Source organism: Cupriavidus sp. C1SS-2L, assembly GCF_057073735.1.
The window spans coordinates 354698-370001 of the sequence record NZ_CP172710.1; the positions used below are offsets into that span (position 1 = coordinate 354698).

The 15304-nt window shown below is 60.5% G+C and carries 17 protein-coding genes and 1 pseudogene; 13 read left to right on the forward strand and 5 right to left on the reverse strand.

Features of this window, described 5'->3' with window-relative positions:
- Positions 1-287 precede the first annotated feature (287 nt).
- From ACIGJG_RS32365 to ACIGJG_RS32410, 10 genes and pseudogenes are all read left to right on the forward strand, one after another.
- A complete protein-coding gene (locus tag ACIGJG_RS32365; RefSeq protein WP_483674134.1) occupies positions 288-509 on the forward strand; it encodes a hypothetical protein in 222 nt (73 codons plus the stop codon).
- A gap of 516 nt (positions 510-1025) precedes the next feature.
- Positions 1026-1316, forward strand: a pseudogene (locus tag ACIGJG_RS32370) (toxin-antitoxin system TumE family protein); the annotation flags it as partial.
- Positions 1313-1723 carry an HVO_A0114 family putative DNA-binding protein gene (locus ACIGJG_RS32375; RefSeq protein WP_483674135.1) on the forward strand — a complete coding sequence of 137 codons (411 nt, stop codon included), beginning with the start codon at positions 1313-1315 and terminating at the stop codon, positions 1721-1723. The pseudogene ACIGJG_RS32370 and the gene ACIGJG_RS32375, both read left to right, overlap by 4 nt.
- A gap of 232 nt (positions 1724-1955) precedes the next feature.
- Complete coding sequence (locus ACIGJG_RS32380; protein WP_483674137.1) at positions 1956-2357, forward strand: hypothetical protein; 402 nt, start codon at positions 1956-1958, stop codon at positions 2355-2357.
- Positions 2358-2642: 285 nt separating this feature from the next.
- Positions 2643-3808 (forward strand): IS3 family transposase gene (locus ACIGJG_RS32385; protein ID WP_483673311.1). Its coding sequence is split into 2 segments (ribosomal slippage): positions 2643-2907 and positions 2907-3808, totalling 1167 coding nucleotides; the frame shifts between segments, so codons are not numbered across the junction.
- Positions 3809-4135: 327 nt separating this feature from the next.
- A complete protein-coding gene (locus ACIGJG_RS32390) occupies positions 4136-5269 on the forward strand; it encodes an ATP-binding protein (RefSeq protein ID WP_140952647.1) in 1134 nt (377 codons plus the stop codon).
- 395 nt (positions 5270-5664) lie between these two features.
- Positions 5665-6093: an antitoxin Xre/MbcA/ParS toxin-binding domain-containing protein gene (locus ACIGJG_RS32395; protein WP_011295776.1), complete on the forward strand. Its 429-nt coding sequence runs from the start codon at positions 5665-5667 to the stop codon at positions 6091-6093.
- Complete coding sequence (locus ACIGJG_RS32400; RefSeq protein ID WP_483674138.1) at positions 6093-6560, forward strand: RES family NAD+ phosphorylase; 468 nt, start codon at positions 6093-6095, stop codon at positions 6558-6560. Before ACIGJG_RS32395 ends, ACIGJG_RS32400 begins: the two co-directional genes overlap by 1 nt.
- 497 nt (positions 6561-7057) lie before the next feature.
- Positions 7058-7309, forward strand: coding sequence for a hypothetical protein (locus tag ACIGJG_RS32405; RefSeq protein WP_258234671.1), 252 nt, complete (start codon positions 7058-7060; stop codon positions 7307-7309).
- Positions 7294-7683: a hypothetical protein gene (locus ACIGJG_RS32410; RefSeq protein ID WP_258234672.1), complete on the forward strand. Its 390-nt coding sequence runs from the start codon at positions 7294-7296 to the stop codon at positions 7681-7683. Before ACIGJG_RS32405 ends, ACIGJG_RS32410 begins: the two co-directional genes overlap by 16 nt.
- Positions 7684-7760: 77 nt before the next feature.
- Here the strand turns inward: ACIGJG_RS32410 and ACIGJG_RS32415 are convergent.
- The 4 genes from ACIGJG_RS32415 to ACIGJG_RS32430 form a co-directional block, all read right to left on the reverse strand.
- A protein-coding gene (locus ACIGJG_RS32415) for an IS3 family transposase (RefSeq protein WP_483673311.1) occupies positions 7761-8926 on the reverse strand; the annotation gives its coding sequence in 2 pieces (ribosomal slippage) (positions 7761-8662 and positions 8662-8926; 1167 coding nt in all).
- Between the two features lie 178 nt (positions 8927-9104).
- Entirely contained in the window at positions 9105-9374 is a 270-nt protein-coding gene (locus ACIGJG_RS32420) for a Txe/YoeB family addiction module toxin (RefSeq protein WP_140952653.1), read from the reverse strand.
- Positions 9371-9634 (reverse strand): type II toxin-antitoxin system Phd/YefM family antitoxin, encoded by a 264-nt coding sequence (locus tag ACIGJG_RS32425; protein WP_140952657.1) that lies wholly within the window; start codon positions 9632-9634, stop codon positions 9371-9373. Before ACIGJG_RS32425 ends, ACIGJG_RS32420 begins: the two co-directional genes overlap by 4 nt.
- A gap of 321 nt (positions 9635-9955) precedes the next feature.
- Positions 9956-10270, reverse strand: coding sequence for a helix-turn-helix domain-containing protein (locus tag ACIGJG_RS32430; protein WP_011295773.1), 315 nt, complete (start codon positions 10268-10270; stop codon positions 9956-9958).
- Positions 10271-10678: 408 nt separating this feature from the next.
- Here ACIGJG_RS32430 and ACIGJG_RS32435 point away from each other — a divergent pair, with 408 nt between their 5' ends.
- Positions 10679-11752: a DUF6884 domain-containing protein gene (locus tag ACIGJG_RS32435; RefSeq protein ID WP_258234673.1), complete on the forward strand. Its 1074-nt coding sequence runs from the start codon at positions 10679-10681 to the stop codon at positions 11750-11752.
- 1157 nt (positions 11753-12909) lie between these two features.
- Here the strand turns inward: ACIGJG_RS32435 and ACIGJG_RS32440 are convergent.
- Positions 12910-13413: a hypothetical protein gene (locus ACIGJG_RS32440; RefSeq protein WP_041680714.1), complete on the reverse strand. Its 504-nt coding sequence runs from the start codon at positions 13411-13413 to the stop codon at positions 12910-12912.
- A gap of 237 nt (positions 13414-13650) precedes the next feature.
- Here ACIGJG_RS32440 and ACIGJG_RS32445 point away from each other — a divergent pair, with 237 nt between their 5' ends.
- Positions 13651-14562, forward strand: a complete 912-nt coding sequence (locus tag ACIGJG_RS32445) for a tyrosine-type recombinase/integrase (RefSeq protein ID WP_140952660.1) — start codon at positions 13651-13653, stop codon at positions 14560-14562.
- A gap of 137 nt (positions 14563-14699) precedes the next feature.
- Entirely contained in the window at positions 14700-15134 is a 435-nt protein-coding gene (locus ACIGJG_RS32450; protein ID WP_041680712.1) for an HU family DNA-binding protein, read from the forward strand.
- The last annotated feature ends 170 nt before the right edge of the window (positions 15135-15304 follow it).

Sequence of the window (15304 nt, forward strand, 5' to 3'; positions counted from 1 at the left end):
GGGGACACTCACTCAGATTGCCCGCCGTAGGACAGCGTCTATCCGGTTGCCGTCTACGATGACGCGATGGTTGTCGCAGAAATACTGGCGCTGCGCGTTCGATCAAGGGTTGAGAAATCGATCCAGCAATCCGACATCCGACTGCCAGCTATACAGGCGATACTGCAACGGATCGCCTCGACAGGTCATTGGGAACCCGAACAAGTTCTCCCTCTCGGCCCTACCATCGCCAAGCATGTGTGCCGGACCTCTCGGCGTCGTCGCATGTGACAACAGGAACCGGTGCTATGGAAGCAAATCTTGTTCGTGGAAAAGCATTTACCCTTCACTGGAACAACGGAGGGGGTGAGCACTACAAGCGCGCCGTCACGCTGGTGCTGCAGACGGCTTCAAACGAGGAGAGGATCGAGACGTACCAGTGCGATCAGACACGTTCTGATCGCGCCTTGGCGCAGGCAGACGCCGACCAATTATTCACACTGAAGACGAACGAAGTCATGACAGCATGACCCTAAGGGGTGCCGGCTGGCAACTTGCGCAAGCACCGACTATGGCGTTGATGCACTCGTCGTGGCAACTGACTGCCACGACCCCATTGGTCAAAGCGACCAGGCTACATAAAGCAGGCCGAATGCCAGAAGGCAGGCCATTAGAATCAGGTAATACCGGCTGCCATGATGGGATTGACCGGCACGATACGCGTGATGGGAGAGCTGGATGTGAGGCTTCATGGCGCATCCTGATGGCGAACTGGCATTAATTAATTAAAGCCGATTTTGGCAAGCACAGGCGCCACCGCGCCTCACCGTCCTGCAGACGAGGGCAGGCATCAAACAGTCCTCAACGGCAAGATCCAACTAATCGGAGGAGCCCTGCAGCGAGTTCCCGAGCGACGTGCGCAAAACAGCACGTGCACGGCTGGAGCAGCCGATGCTGTATGGTGATCCAGTCTAGGCGCGCACGGTACGACGCGGACAGACTCGCGCTGGAATGGCGAGAGTTTCACCGTTGACGCCGATGGGGCATGTTGGGTCAAGTTTGAAGCGAAGACTTGTGCGGTGTCGCCCGAACGGCCGCATGGCATCAAATATTCGCTGACGTTGCACGACACGGCCGGCCTGCGCCTCCTGGGCTTTGACAACGCCCACTCCATCTTCGAGGGCAATGGCCCTGGAGCGCGCACGCGGATCGAGTACGACCACAAGCACGCTGGCGAGCGCGTGCGGTTTTACGACTATCAGGATGCCGGCACGCTTGTCGCCAATTTTTGGGCGGAAGTCGACACGATCCTCCAGCAAAGGAGTAGCGGATCATGAGCAGATTGAAAATCAGGATCGCCTCGCTCGAGGACTACAAGGCGCGCACGATCGCCATTGCACGAGGCCAATATAAACCGGGCCCCGACGAGCCCAAGGTCTGGTTCCAATCGCTCGACGTGCTGGCGAAAGTGCTGTCGCCCGCCAACCGCGAACTCCTCACGCTCATCAGGCAGACGCACCCAGAGTCACTCGACGAGTTGGCTGAGAAAACCGGCTGCGCGGTTTCGAACCTGTCGCGTACGCTTCGCACAATGGAACGCTACAACCTCGGGCGCCTCAAGGCCGGACCGCGCCGCCGCTTGGCGCCGCAGGTGGACTATGACGGCGTGGAGCTTGATCTGGATTTTGATGTTACCTCCGGTCGCAGCATGCCGTCGCCATCGGATGACCTGCTGCCGGCATAACAAGGCGGCGAGACGCTGATGTAATCGTGAGCGCGTGGGAAAAAGCGCCGACTGGCGCTTTTCTTTGTCGTCGATGGACCCACAGGTTAGGAAATCCGACGGGCTGGCACAGACACCCCCGCCGAGAACATAAAGAATAGAGGGCGGCTTTTTGCTTGGGCGGGGGAGTTGAAGGGGCGCCAGCGCCCCAGCACCTCAGCCAGCCGTCGGCCGTGGGACGATTGGAAGCTGTATGGCCGCCCAATTGGCGCTAGAGCAGGCACGTTATTCCTTCGTGGGCGACCCGAAGAAATCGAAAAGTGTGCCTGCACGCGCCACACGGAGGTCCTCATGCACACATCTTCTCGATACAAGCCAGCGACAGTCTTCGTCATCGATGGCAACCGAGCTGAAACTGCTGATCGCGAATTGCCCTGTGGTTTTGTTTGAGACGGTCCATCTCTTGCCACGCGTTGATCTGGCGCATGGCGATTTCGGTAGAGCGAAGCTGCGCATCCAGAGACTGGCAAACGCTGCGCTGCTGATTGGCGGCTATTTCCTGTTGCTGTTGCTGTGCCATCTGCGCCTGGTATTGCTGGCTATCAGCTGCTCGCCCGGCCAGAAACTGCTGTTCCTGCTGTCGCACGATCGCTGATTTTCCTATCGTGGACACCGATCCCCCTGACCCGGAAGTAATGTCCGTGTATCCAGCGGGGCAGTACTGATCCTGTGTGTACAAGATTTGCCCCTGGTTGCGGCACTTAGCAGCATGCGCGCTCGATATCACAGCAGAGACGGCTAGAAGGAGTACGACGCAACGCATCAGCGGGGCATTTTTCGTTACGAGTGGCGTAACAATAACATGTCAGGCTGAGGTAGCCTGATCGAGACAGACACGCCTGGTCCTTAGATTAAGATCGTGGATCAGGAGCGCGCGAAGATGAGCAAGGCAAGACAGACGTACACGGAAGAGTTTCAGGCAGAGGCCGTGAGACTGGTGCTGGAACAGGGGCTGACGCTGCAGTCGGCCGCCCAGCGTCTTGGGATTCCGAAGGGCACGTTGACGAATTGGGTGTTGAGAGCCAAAGCGCCTGGAGCAACAGCGGCACCAGGAGGCGTGACAGTGGCGGAGCTGGCGGCGGAGAATGCGAGGCTGCGCAAGGAGCTGGCAGAAGCGAAGCTGGAGCGCGATATTGTAAAAAAAGCCGCAGCGTACTTCGCCAGGGAATCACTGCCCGGTACGCGTTCGTGAGGCAATGGCGAGAAGTGTATCCGGTGAAGATGATGTGCCGGGTATTGGGAGTCTCGCGCAGTGGTTATTACGACTGGACGCACAGACCTCACGGGCTCAGTCCGGAACAGGAGCGGTTGCATCTGGCGATCCGGGCGGCCCACAAGCGCACGCGTCAGACGTATGGCACGCGGCGCCTGCAGCGAGAACTGGCTGGCGATGGATTCATGGTCGGTCGTGACCGGCTGGCCCGACTGCGCAATGAGATGGGGATTCGGTGTCGGCAAAAGCGTCGATTCGTGGCGACAACGCGCTCGGCACATAATCTGCCAGTGGCGCCCAACCTACTGGAGCAGAAGTTTGAAGCCGACAGGCCAAACGCCGCGTGGGTGACTGACATCACGTATATCGCAACCGACGAGGGGTGGTTGTACCTGGCAGGAATCAAGGACCTGTACACATGCGAGATCGTGGGCTACGCGATGGGGCCCAGAATGACACAGGAACTGGTAGGCGAGGCGCTGTTCCGGGCGGTGCGTAGCAAGCGGCCGCGGCCCGGCCTGATACATCATTCGGACAGGGGTAGCCAATACTGTGCTCACGGCTATCGCAGGTTGCTGGCGCAGTTCGGCATGCAGGCATCGATGTCACGCAAGGGAAATTGCTACGACAATGCGCCCATGGAAAGCTTCTGGGGCAGTCTGAAAGCAGAGCTGGTGTACCACCATCGGTATGCCACCCGGATGGAAGCCATGGCCTCTGTTCGTGAGTACATTGAAATTTTTTACAATCGCCAACGGCGGCATTCCAAGTTGGGGTACCAAACGCCAGGCGAAGTCGCTGCAAGCTACCTCAATCGACTAGCTGCAGCATGAACCAGACGTGTCCGCTCTAGACAGAACACCTCAGGCATCGACTACGGGCCACGGCAGAGTTGCCCATCAGGCAACACCGAAGATCAGGTTGCCCAATTCCCGGCAGAGGAAGGATCGCGCGGCTCTTATTGGCGAAACTGGCGCGGGCCGCGGTATCACCTATACGATCCTCGAAAAGGACTTCTGCGTCTGCTGCGTTGAAGCGACGGCTCGCCCTGCCACGCTAGGCCAAAGCAAAACTGGACAGCTTCGGGGAGGACACTCTATGCGAGTGACTGTCTACGTTGTATCATGAGTTCTCACGAACTCTGAGAATTCTCGAAATTGATGAGAACAGGTGAGAACCTCCCGGATCCCTGGCACTTTGCCCGCCCGGAGCTGGCGAAGGCCTATTTGCAAGCGTTTGACTTAAAACTCTCCGCAGCACGCGGGCTGTTTGCTCGACGGCGCATGGGCAAGACCGAGTTTCTTCGTCGGGATCTGATGCCAGAGGCCGTGACCCAAGGCTACCTGACAGCGTACACGAACCTCTGGGATAACCGTACCTCGCCTGAAACGGCCCTCGTGACCGCACTTACTGAAGCCCTGGAACCCAAAGGAGCCGCAGCGTTCCTCTCCAAACTACGCACACCGGTTAAGAAGGTGAAGGCTAGCGCGAAACTTGGCGGTTCGATAGAGGGGTCGTTGGAGGCCGAGTTAGGAAAGCCAGGCGTGGACAGGACCGCGGCACTCCACGAAGTATTAAAGCAGATTGATCGCGCCAAGAAGCCGCTGCTTCTCGTGATTGACGAAGCGCAGGTTCTGGCCGGGGCGGACCACAGCGATTTCGCCCACGCGCTCCGCGCAGCGCTTGATATCCGCAAGGAGCGCGTCAAAGTTATTTTTGCCGGTAGCTCCGAGACCACCCTTCGCGCCATGTTCGCCCGAGCATCGGAGCCTTTCTACAACTGGGCCCCTTTGGAGCCCTTTCCATTGTTGGGCGACGAGTTCGTTGCCTTCACAGTCGATCTCCTTAACAGCATGGCGCGCAAGAAGCTGACTCTTGAGCAGGGCAGGCACGCTTTTGACGAACTGCACCGCACCCCTGAGTTCTTCAAGCGGTTCATCGAGCGGTACATGCTCTATCAACCGCAAGGCGAAGCCGCTGCGCTGGCTTACACAAAATCCTCAGTATTCTCGGACGAGCATTCGCTTGCCCAGTGGCGCGAGATGAAGCCTGCTGACCGTGCCATTCTGTACCTGCTGGCGCGAGGTGAGTCGGACTTGCACTCCAGTGCCACGTTGGAAAAGCTGGGCACCATGCTAGGCAAGCCTGCCACGCGGAACACCACCGGCCATGCATTGCGACGGTTGTTGGCAGCAACAGTTATTACCCGACTGGCAATGGGAGACTATCGCATCGAAGACGAGGCATTTGCCGATTGGATCCGAAAGCGCCCAGAGCCCGCGCCGGACGCTTGAGCGTCCAATGCATTGGCATTGTTGCTAGACGAACAAGAGATCGTCCCAGCGCTGGTCCGCGACGGACTTTCAAGTATGAAAGTTCGTCGCGTGACCAGCCATTTGTGCAAACCGACGTCGGGGCCCGCATATTTGTTATGTACCGCAACAATTTAACATAAGCTTTCTTATGAGAAAGAGATTTATAAGGAACTTTTGTGCTTGCTGACGCCTACTGCGGACCCTCCCGCAGCCTGGGAAATAATTAAGTTGGAAAGTCGGCTGCGCGCCGCCGGGCATGCAGCAAAGGGAGCACACAATCCATATGCGTCTCGTAAGAATTGATTGCGCGCCGCCCAATAAAGATCATTTGGCTTATAATTAGGTATCAGTTGATCCATAAACAGGGGCTGCCCATGTTGGTCGTTTCGCCCGAAGCCATCAGCGCCATGATGGCGCTGTCGCCGCCGCGGCTATCCATCGCTGAACTGGACGCCGCGGTGCGGCAAGGGCTGCCCAAGTCCGCGCTGCGCGAGATCGTCGATCACGTGGTGCGCAGCTCCGAAGAGCGCCGTGCATTGATGTCCCGCATCGTGCCAGAGGCCACCTTCAAGCGCCGCAAGGATCGACTTACGCCGGACGAGTCTGAGAAGACCGAACGGCTGGCGCGGATATTTTCCACCGCGAACTTCGTCTGGGACAATGAGGATGACGCACGCGCGTTTCTCGCTGCAGCACATCCGCTGCTCGGCGGCAGCAAGCCGCTGGACGTGGCCATGACGGAACTCGGCGCCAGGCGCGTTGAGGATCTGTTGTGGCGGCTCTTCTACGGCGTGTCCGCCTGATGCGGATCTTCCGGATTGCGGACAGTCGGCACGAAGTCTGGAACGGCACGGGCGCCATGCTGGTTGGCGGACGCTTCAATAGCCCCGGGCGACCGGTGATCTACGGCGCGCTGACCTTTGCCGGCGCAATGCTCGAGGTGCTGGTGCATGCCCGAATCGGCAAGGTCCCGCGCCATCACGTTCTGGTGATTGGAGCGGTGCCCGAGGACCTGTCGGTGGAACGCGTCGATGCTGGCCAACTGCCTGCCGGCTGGGACATGCTCGAAGACCCCCGCGCGGCTCAAGGCTTTGGCGACCGCTGGCTGGCCGAGGGCCGATCCGCGGTTCTGGTAGTGCCGTCCGTGGTGGCTCGCCTGGAGTGGAACGCTCTGGTCAATCCCACCCATCCTGACGCGGCACGGATCCAGGTTTCCGCAGCGGAGCCCGTGCAATGGGATGACAGGCTTTTTTCCCGGCATCCGATGTAAAGAGGCGCCGGCGCCTGTGTGTCCCCTGCCCTCAGCTTGACTGCGTCTCGCGCTGCTCACTGCGAGCCAGACGCGCTTCGGCCTGCTAGCGCGCTACCGCGCGCTCCATGGTCTGGTGCCCATGCCATTGCCGGACGAATGCACGCCGGCCGTCACGAGCATCGCCGGCGACCCCAACCGTGCAACTAACGTCGACGGCCACTTCCTTGATAGCCCCGGGAGGTGTTCCGCCGGGCCTCGCCTCATCCCCTAACCCTCGGCTCCGCGGAAAGCTGCGATGTGCATCGACTGCGCGCAGCGCACCCTTGACTTTGCCGCTGCACGGGTACGCTGGAAGCATCATCGTGAACACCGCGTCCCATGCTTTCCACACCCTCGCAACTCTCCCTGTTCCCAAACTCGTTGGAGCGGACCGACCTCACCAACTTCCCGGCACTACTGCTGCTCGCCTGCTCGGGCACGAAGCTGTATCGGCCAGCTCGCGCTATCGACGCGTCATGTACCGGTCCTATCGCGCGCACCTTCGCAGCGACGCGGCCCCGCACGTGCTGATTCTGTCTGCGCGGCATGGCTTCCTCGATCCACATACAGCGATCGCGCCCTACGACGAGTGCATGACACCGCAGCGCGCTGAGCAGATGCTGGCCGACCTGCCGGCCTATCTTCAGCGCACGGCCTGGCCCTTGCGAGTCGGCAAGGTGATGCTGGCCGGGGGCAGCAATATCGCCGCGTCATGCGCGCCGCGCTGACTCGTCGCTATGGCGTACTACCGCCGTTGCTGCAGGAGACCGAGGGCGGCATCGGCATGCAACGATCCCAACTCGGCGCGTTCCTGGACGGTCTCGCGTCGCCTTTCAGCGAACCGTTCGGCGAGCACCCCAATGGCACCCCGCTCTATCGCCGGTATGGCTGGATTGAAACCGACGCCATCACTAACCTCGTTTATCGGGCTGCGCCATCCCTCCCCGCCCGTCAAGCTCGTGTGCTCGCGCTGTTCGAGGGACCGAGCGGCCCGACCGCCGATGTCGAGATGGAGGAGATCGTCCGCGGCCACCCGAAGATTTCCGCGCGATGGGTCAGCGTGAAGGATCTACGCCCACTCACGATGCAGGAAGCTGCATGACCCACTTCGACCGAACGCTGCTTCGCCAGGCCGGCTATAACGGCTGAGGTGTTCTGTCTAGAGCGGACACGTCTGGTTCATGCTGCAGCTAGTCGATTGAGGTAGCTTGCAGCGACTTCGCCTGGCGTTTGGTACCCCAACTTGGAATGCCGCCGTTGGCGATTGTAAAAAATTTCAATGTACTCACGAACAGAGGCCATGGCTTCCATCCGGGTGGCATACCGATGGTGGTACACCAGCTCTGCTTTCAGACTGCCCCAGAAGCTTTCCATGGGCGCATTGTCGTAGCAATTTCCCTTGCGTGACATCGATGCCTGCATGCCGAACTGCGCCAGCAACCTGCGATAGCCGTGAGCACAGTATTGGCTACCCCTGTCCGAATGATGTATCAGGCCGGGCCGCGGCCGCTTGCTACGCACCGCCCGGAACAGCGCCTCGCCTACCAGTTCCTGTGTCATTCTGGGCCCCATCGCGTAGCCCACGATCTCGCATGTGTACAGGTCCTTGATTCCTGCCAGGTACAACCACCCCTCGTCGGTTGCGATATACGTGATGTCAGTCACCCACGCGGCGTTTGGCCTGTCGGCTTCAAACTTCTGCTCCAGTAGGTTGGGCGCCACTGGCAGATTATGTGCCGAGCGCGTTGTCGCCACGAATCGACGCTTTTGCCGACACCGAATCCCCATCTCATTGCGCAGTCGGGCCAGCCGGTCACGACCGACCATGAATCCATCGCCAGCCAGTTCTCGCTGCAGGCGCCGCGTGCCATACGTCTGACGCGTGCGCTTGTGGGCCGCCCGGATCGCCAGATGCAACCGCTCCTGTTCCGGACTGAGCCCGTGAGGTCTGTGCGTCCAGTCGTAATAACCACTGCGCGAGACTCCCAATACCCGGCACATCATCTTCACCGGATACACTTCTCGCCATTGCCTCACGAACGCGTACCGGGCAGTGATTCCCTGGCGAAGTACGCTGCGGCTTTTTTTACAATATCGCGCTCCAGCTTCGCTTCTGCCAGCTCCTTGCGCAGCCTCGCATTCTCCGCCGCCAGCTCCGCCACTGTCACGCCTCCTGGTGCCGCTGTTGCTCCAGGCGCTTTGGCTCTCAACACCCAATTCGTCAACGTGCCCTTCGGAATCCCAAGACGCTGGGCGGCCGACTGCAGCGTCAGCCCCTGTTCCAGCACCAGTCTCACGGCCTCTGCCTGAAACTCTTCCGTGTACGTCTGTCTTGCCTTGCTCATCTTCGCGCGCTCCTGATCCACGATCTTAATCTAAGGACCAGGCGTGTCTGTCTCGATCAGGCTACCTCAGGCTTTAGCGCCTTTGCGGGACGAACCGCGACGAGCAGCGCGGGTTCATCGCCCCCCCCTGGCGCTGACCCGGGCATCGTCGAGCAGTTGTGCCAGGAACCAATCTGACCTACTTGTCGCCGTAGTGGTAACGGCAGGCGGCGATGTACACCGCGTCGTCGTCAGCGGTGTAAACGAAGCGGTTGGCATCGTCGATGCGGCGTGACCAGGCGCCCGCTAGGTTGCCCTTCAAGGGCTCGGGCTTGCCGATGCCCTCGAACGGGTCGCGCTGACACTCGACGATCAGTTGGTTGATACGCTTGAGGATCTTCTTGTCCTGGGTCTGCCACCAGACGTATTCCTCCCTAGCGTGCGGGGCAAAGATGACCTTGCGCGTCATTCAGTGTCCGGGTCGATCAGTTGGCGCTCGACGCCCTTGCCTTGGCGCAACTGCGCAAGCGATTCCAGCAGACGCTGGGCATTGGCCGGATTCGACATCAGGTACATCGTTTCCATCCAGCTGTCGTACTGTTCCTGCGACATGATGACGGCGTTCGGCGCGTCGCGACGCGTGATCAGCACGGCGTCGTGATCGTCGATGGCTTGGTCGATGACCGCCTTCAGGTTGTTGCGGGCATCAGAGAAGTGAACGGTGCGCATGGATGGCTCCCTCCGGCTAACTTGTTCAACTAATGGGACAAGTCTAGCACCGAGAAGTTCGGCGTGCGCTGGCCGTATCAGGTCAGCAACCGCCATGCAAGAAGTGCAGTGTTCGCCGCAGCCAAGGGGCTGGGACATAGTCGCAGAGCCCGCCGTGTTGGCGAAGCTCCTTCGAGGAGGCAGTTCTAGTAGCTGGCTCCGTGGTTCCAGTCCTGATCGCCTTGCAAAATTCGGCCACCCTGAGCGAGAGGTCCTGCGCGTGCGTCAGGGGCGCGGTCCCAATCGGCGCCGATGCACGCCAACTGATCTGGGCCGCGCATGCTATTCCCACGTTGCCAAGTCACCGGTCCTGACCGCATGGCCCGCAGCCTGCTCGAGCAAGGGTGCATGCGCCTTGGGCACGACCAGCATTGTCAAACCCAGTCCGTCCAGCACACGCAGGACGTGCTCGAAATTAACCCCCTTGCCATTCTCTAGCTTGGACAGCATGCCGACCGAGACACCGCAACTCCTCGCCGCCTGATCAATGGGCATCCCGCCCCTTGCCCGAGTAGCTCGGATGCGATCACCCAGTTGCTGAATAGTACGAATGGTTGCGCGCGAAGGAGGCGTCGAATCAGGGAGTGGTCGTGGCATCGCGCGGGGGGGAAGCCAGAAGGCAGGCGGGCGTCCGGTTTCTTTCACTATAGTGAAATTATACGTGAGCTGGATGACGGTCGCAGGCGAGCACCATCCGCCTGGGGGTGAACGCTGCGAGGGACCCGGCTGCCGGACGTAACAAGCCACCGGCAGGTAAGGTGACAGCAAAGAAGGCGACCCAGTCGGCTGTCTCGACAACCCGCAAACCGCCTGCGGATGCGAAGCCTGCGGAGGGCAATAAATCGGTCACAAAGAAGCTGCCAGCCAAGCCGTCTGTTAGGCCACGTCAATCCACCTCGGTAGATATCAATTGCCGGTGGCGCCGACGTTGGGGCGTGGCGCGCAGTTGCCTTGACTTTGGTGGTGTGTCTGTAGAGTGAAAAGCATGCAACGCGACTCCACGCCATGCTTTCGACCACTCAGCTTCCCCTCTTCCTCCTTGCACCCAAAACCCGCCAGAATGCCGGCGAGCAGGCGCTGCTCCTGATGGCCTACTCGGGCACAAAGCTCGATCGGGATGCGCGTGCCATCGACCTATACCGCGGCGTGATGTACGCATCGTACCGGGCGCACGTGCGCAGCGAGGCGGCGCCCCGCGTCCTGATTCTGTCCGCGCGTCACGGCTTCCTGCAGCCCGATAGCGAGATTGCACCGTACGACGAGCGCATGACGCGGCAACGCGCCGACCAGACTCTGGCCGACTTGCCTCGCTACCTGCAGCCCGCCGCCTGGCCAAGCCGCGTCGGCTTGGTGCTGCTCGCTGGTGGCGCCGAGTATCGGCGTGTCATGTGCGCCGCGCTGGCCCACCGGTACGGCCCCACGCTGCCTGCTCCACAGGAAACCAGTGGTGGCATCGGCATGCAGCGGTCGCAACTCGGCGCCTTCCTCGACGGATTGAAGCCGGCGTTCCGCGACCAGATCGGCCAGCAGGCCAACGGCACACCGCTCTATCGCGCATATGGATGGATCGAGGCCGGCGCCACCCTGCTCTACCGGGCCACGCCCGCTCTTCCCTCGCGCAAGGCTCGCGTGATGTCGGTCTTCAATGGGCCGAGCGGCCCCACCGCCGACGTCGAAGTGGAAGAGATCGTGCGTGGCCGCGCGAAAATATGCCCGCGTTGGGTCAGCGTCAGGGACGCTCCATCCTTCCACAGAGGTGCCGGCATGAGTGATTTGGACCGAAAGCTGCATCGGGATGCGATTGAGCTGTGCCAAACCGGGCCAGCAACGCCCGAGAAACTCGTAGCGCTGGCCCATGCAGGGCTGAAGGCGTGGGCGAGGGTCGGCAATCTGCAGTTCGCTCCCGAGAAGTGGTACGCACTACTGCAAGAGATCATGCGCTACTGCGCCTGGGAATGTCTGCTAGCGTGCTGCTTCGCATCTAGGGCTGACATGAACGCCACCTGGTTGAAGTCTAAGGCCCGAATTAAGCGGCTTCTACGTAAATCTCTTTGTCGCCCTGTGGGACGGGTTAGCTAGACGGTACGACGATGATCTTGTCGTGCTGGTGGGAGGCTTTGTCGAGCTCCTCTTCCAAGTCATCGGAGGTCAGATGCTAACGGATTGCCGCATCGCTCCCAGGGCCACGATCGCGGCGCTGGCCCCAGTGAATGCCAACCGAGCCGTTCACACCCTTTGTTCCGCGGAAAAACGCCATCAGCTGCTGGGGAAAGCCTATGCCCTTTGCAAGCGGCCAGGCGTTCCATGCCGCCTCTTCAATCCGAATGGGAATTGTCTGACATTGGGCCTCAGCGAACGCCCGACGGACCAATGGCGACATAACTCCTTAAATGCAAAGGTCGAGACTTGCTTTAGGAACAAACCATGTTTCTGCCGATCTATTACATGCTGGTCTGGGGAGTGTGGGCACAAGCAGCGGGCCGAGCTAGTTCAGCAAGGAAAGCCAGGAATGCGCGCGGCTCCCACGGACAGGAATTTTCGCCGTACATCTCATCGCTTTGAAAGTCGCGGGCGCATCTTTCTGCGACATGGCGCAATGGTAGCGCGGCGGGGTCATGCCCCGCAGCTTCTGTGTTCAATCCACAGTGCCGCAACAGGTTGTCTCCTTGGCCGGCCAGTCCGGCTTCGCCTGGCAGTCGCCAGGCGCTTTCTATTCCCGCAATGATTAGGCGACTGCGTAGTTTGGCACGCGGCTTGGCCTTGTGCCAGTCATCACAGCGGGGCCAGGGTTGCTGTCGTCGCACTCGCCATGCACCGCCGGGGTCCCGTCCTTTCGCAGGCGCCATTCCGCATGCAATAGCAGGCGAGCAAGGGAGGATCATCGACCCATTGCCGCGCCCTCTCCATTTTGACCAAGGTGCGCGTCAAGCCCCGTCCTTCAGGGCGGCCTTTGGGCGGCCGCTTGCCTGGCATAGCAGCATCGGCAGGGCCTGCTTCAGATCAGCCGGAGCGGTGCCGGGACCGCCCAACCCCTCCTTGAAGCAACCGTGAGAAAATTAACGCAGCCCTCCATGAAGAGTCCGTGCCTCTTAAACTGGCAGGCGCTTATGACTAGATCCAGCGTGGCGTGTGGTCATGCAGACGGACTCGCTTGGCTCGATCTAGATGTTGTCGCCCGTTTGAAGTGGCCCCTTCGCAGTGGAGGCGTCATGTCCCGACGGGTATGCGGCACCGCACTATTGCACTTTCTTGTCTTCACGTTTCGCTTCCGCCATCGCCTCCGGCTCTAACTCCTCTGCCGACCGGTTCAGGTAAACGAAAAGCCCCCAGGCGGCAAGAAGCAAGCCTGTCGATGCAATCAGTTCGGCCGCATATCGAAGCTGCGAGGGATCGTGGTGTAGCGCCTTGAACGTCGCCACGAGCCCTTCAATGGCAAGCGCGACGACCACGACCACGAGGAATCGCGACATAAAACGTCGTACCCGTGTTGGTGCGCTCACGTCAGCCGCCCGTATGACCTCTTCCTCTACGATGGTTTCGGCGATCTGCAACGCGACAACCGCTCCGGCCAGCAGCCCCAAAGCTTCAATGATGGATTGCGCGGCTGACTGGTCCCATTGACTCGCAACTGCTGTCCATCCGATGCGAGCTGCTATCGCGATCAACATCAGTGTCGCGCAAGTGAAGAGAACTGCCATGAGTCCATGGATTACCTTAAAGAAGCGCACAAAAATCTTCATTTCTTGGCTCTCCTGAGCTGCAGGTGAATGATCGATACCGTGGTCGATCAATTTTCTCTGAAAGACGCAGCGGCGTCTCCTCTGCCAGTCTCGGGGATCAAACGCAGAAGTGAATTCTTCTTGAAGTTTCGAGATTGTCAGCCCTCGCGGCCGAAAATCCAGTCTTGCGGGCGAATATCCGCCTCGGCGAGGCGGCATGGCTGTGCGAAAACGCAATTTCAGTATATAACAGCATCTATGGCTGACATGGACGTACTCTGGCGATCGAATCCCACCCTCGCCTATCGCGACTGGCAAACCCGCGAAGCCGCCGGCGCCGACAAGCGCCCCTTCTCCATCCGATCAATCGTCCAGCACCAGGCGATGTTTGAGCACTTCCGCCGACACCTGATGGCCCGGGGCACGACTGTCATAGCTTTCAGCGCCGACGATATCGAGGCCTTCTGGCGGACCGCCGACGCGCGAACCTACACACAGACGACTCGCGTGCGCTACGTGAAACTGCTGGACCGCCTCTGTCGACATCTCGTCTTCGTCGGCGTACGGAAAGACAATCCGGCCGCCAGCCTGCTCCAGTCCGTGCGTTGGCCAGACGACGAACCCGAACCGCAATACCTCGACAAGGGCTTGGATCGGCGTCTTCAGACCCATCTCCAGTCCTCTGTCGAAGACCTTGCTGACTTGCGCAGTCGAGCCATCGTGGCTCTCTTTCTGGCAACGGGCATCACCGCAGCTGAGGCTCGCGCCGCTCGCGTGGTGGATCTCCACCCTGATGCGCAGCCGCCGTACCTCCTCGTCCCGGCACACGGACCACGAGGAGCGCGCACCGTTCATCTGGCCAGGTTCGCCGTTCCCCTGCTGAGCGAATGGCTGGCGCGGCGCCAGACGCTACCGATAGACGGCGATCTGCTCTTTTCCCTTCTTCCCGACGGTCGGCCGATTACCGACATGAGCTTCGGACGCATCGTAGCCGCTACGCTCACGGCCGTCGGCGCCACCAATGTCGAGATGAGCCCGCGCACGCTGCGCAACACGTTTTGCCGTCGCCAGTTGCTCGCCGGCCGGACGCACGACGACGTGAGCCAGATGCTCGGGCTCACCAGCAATCGGACATGCGTGCGCATTGCGGCCACCATCGGCAAAGGCTAGCCGTTGCGGCCACGCACCAGCCCCTGACCAAAAGGGTTTTCAGCCCTTGCACACGCGCTCACATTTGCTATGCTTTGCCGCAGCGCTGCGCAAGTGAATTTCGAGCGGTCGGCGCGTATTTCCAACTAGACACGACCATGGCCACGAAAGCTAAACCCGTAGCAAAGACTGCAACCAAGACCGCCGCGAAGAAGGCTGCTGCCCCTGCAAAGAAGGCCGCGCCAGCCAAGAAGGCAGCCGCCGCTGCCCCGGTCGCCAAGCCGCTCAAGGACACGTTCAATAAGTCGAGCCTGCTGGCTCACCTGATCGAGCAAACCCAACTGGAAAAGAAGACTGTCCAGACCGTGCTCGCCCACTTGGAAAACACCATTGTCAGCGCGATCCACAAGAAGGGCGCCGGTGAGTTCACCCTGCCGGGCCTCTTCAAGGTGCAGGCCATTCAGGTGCCGGCCACCAAGAAGCGCTTCGGCAAGAACCCGTTCACCGGCCAGGACCAATGGTTTGCCGCCAAGCCGGCCAGCGTCAAGGTGAAGGTCCGCCCGCTGAAGAAGCTGAAGGACGCCGCGCTGTAATCCCTGCGCAATCGGCCCAAGCAAAAGAAAAGCCCCGGAATCGCGAGATTCCGGGGCTTTTTGCATGGGATGAACCGTCAGAACAACGCGTGCTGCGGCGTCGCCACCTGTTGCCCTGCCGCCTGTCCCGCCGGCGGCAGGGCGTCAAAGGGCAGCGCCCGCGCGCGCAG